The organism is Pseudoalteromonas sp. H71, assembly GCF_001468485.1.
Taxonomy (GTDB): domain Bacteria; phylum Pseudomonadota; class Gammaproteobacteria; order Enterobacterales; family Alteromonadaceae; genus Pseudoalteromonas.
In genome coordinates this window covers 1-1001 of sequence record NZ_LODI01000043.1, presented here as the reverse complement: position 1 = coordinate 1001, position 1001 = coordinate 1, and the positions used below count along the sequence as shown (strand labels likewise).

Here is a 1001-nt window from a genome sequence, read left to right as displayed (position 1 = left end):
TGGCGTCCCCAAGGGGATTCGAACCCCTGTTACCGCCGTGAAAGGGCGGTGTCCTAGGCCTCTAGACGATGGGGACGCAGAAAACTGCTACCCTAGGACAAACACTAATAATTGGTGGAGCTATGCGGGATCGAACCGCAGACCTCTTCACTGCCAGCGAAGCGCTCTCCCAGCTGAGCTATAGCCCCAACTTAATCAACACTCACCGTAATAAGTACGTCGTGTATTGCTTAGTGCGGGGCGCATTCTATGCACCACCCAAAATAAAGTCAACAGTTTTTTATCCAGCTTTATTTAAATGGTTTAATTTTCAACAAACTGGCTATCAAGCATGCTAAAAAACACAATTTGATTAAAATCATTACCCTAATGCGACTCCCCTACACTTTTATTTTATGTGGCGTTACCAGTCAGTGAATTGTAATTCACTACTCTCCCCTCAAAAGGTATACATTTATATGCAATTCAAACTTTGCGGATATAATTTAAAGAATACTCACCTAACATCGCACTTTTGCTCCGACAGACTAATTAACTAAACATAGTAAAACAATAAATGATTTTTATGATTGCGCTTTAAAATATTTTTTCTTTGATCCGTATTTTATTTGTTATGACTTCTCAAGCCGGTAACAAAAAGTATACCCCCTCATTAGGGAGCGATTAAATGGCCAACAAAAAACAATCGCTTGTCTATTCCCCGAAAAAAAACTGGGTAGATGCAAATGTTATTTACAAATACCACAAATACGCCACATTTTTATACTACCCAACATATTCTGCCTATTAAATAGACGCAAGCTATATCCTGTTGTTTATAAAACCTTCATTCAGTACATTTTTATCATTCAAGTGTTGACACATTTCCAACTCTATCTATAATAGCGCCCCACAACAACGCAGCAATGTGATGTTGTTTAGATGCGGGTGATTAGCTCAGTTGGGAGAGCATCGCCCTTACAAGGCGAGGGTCACTGGTTCAAGTCCAGTATCACCCACCA

Annotated in this window: 3 tRNA genes; 1 reads left to right on the top strand and 2 read right to left on the bottom strand. The window is 40.3% G+C overall.

Annotation, left to right across the window (positions count from 1 at the left end):
* Positions 1 to 76 (bottom strand) — tRNA-Glu (locus tag ATS71_RS14405).
* A 36-nt stretch (positions 77 to 112) separates the two neighbouring features.
* Positions 113 to 188 (bottom strand) — tRNA-Ala (locus ATS71_RS14400).
* A 737-nt stretch (positions 189 to 925) separates the two neighbouring features.
* On the opposite strand from ATS71_RS14400, the gene ATS71_RS14395 reads away from it, so the two are divergent.
* Positions 926 to 1001, top strand: a tRNA-Val gene (locus tag ATS71_RS14395).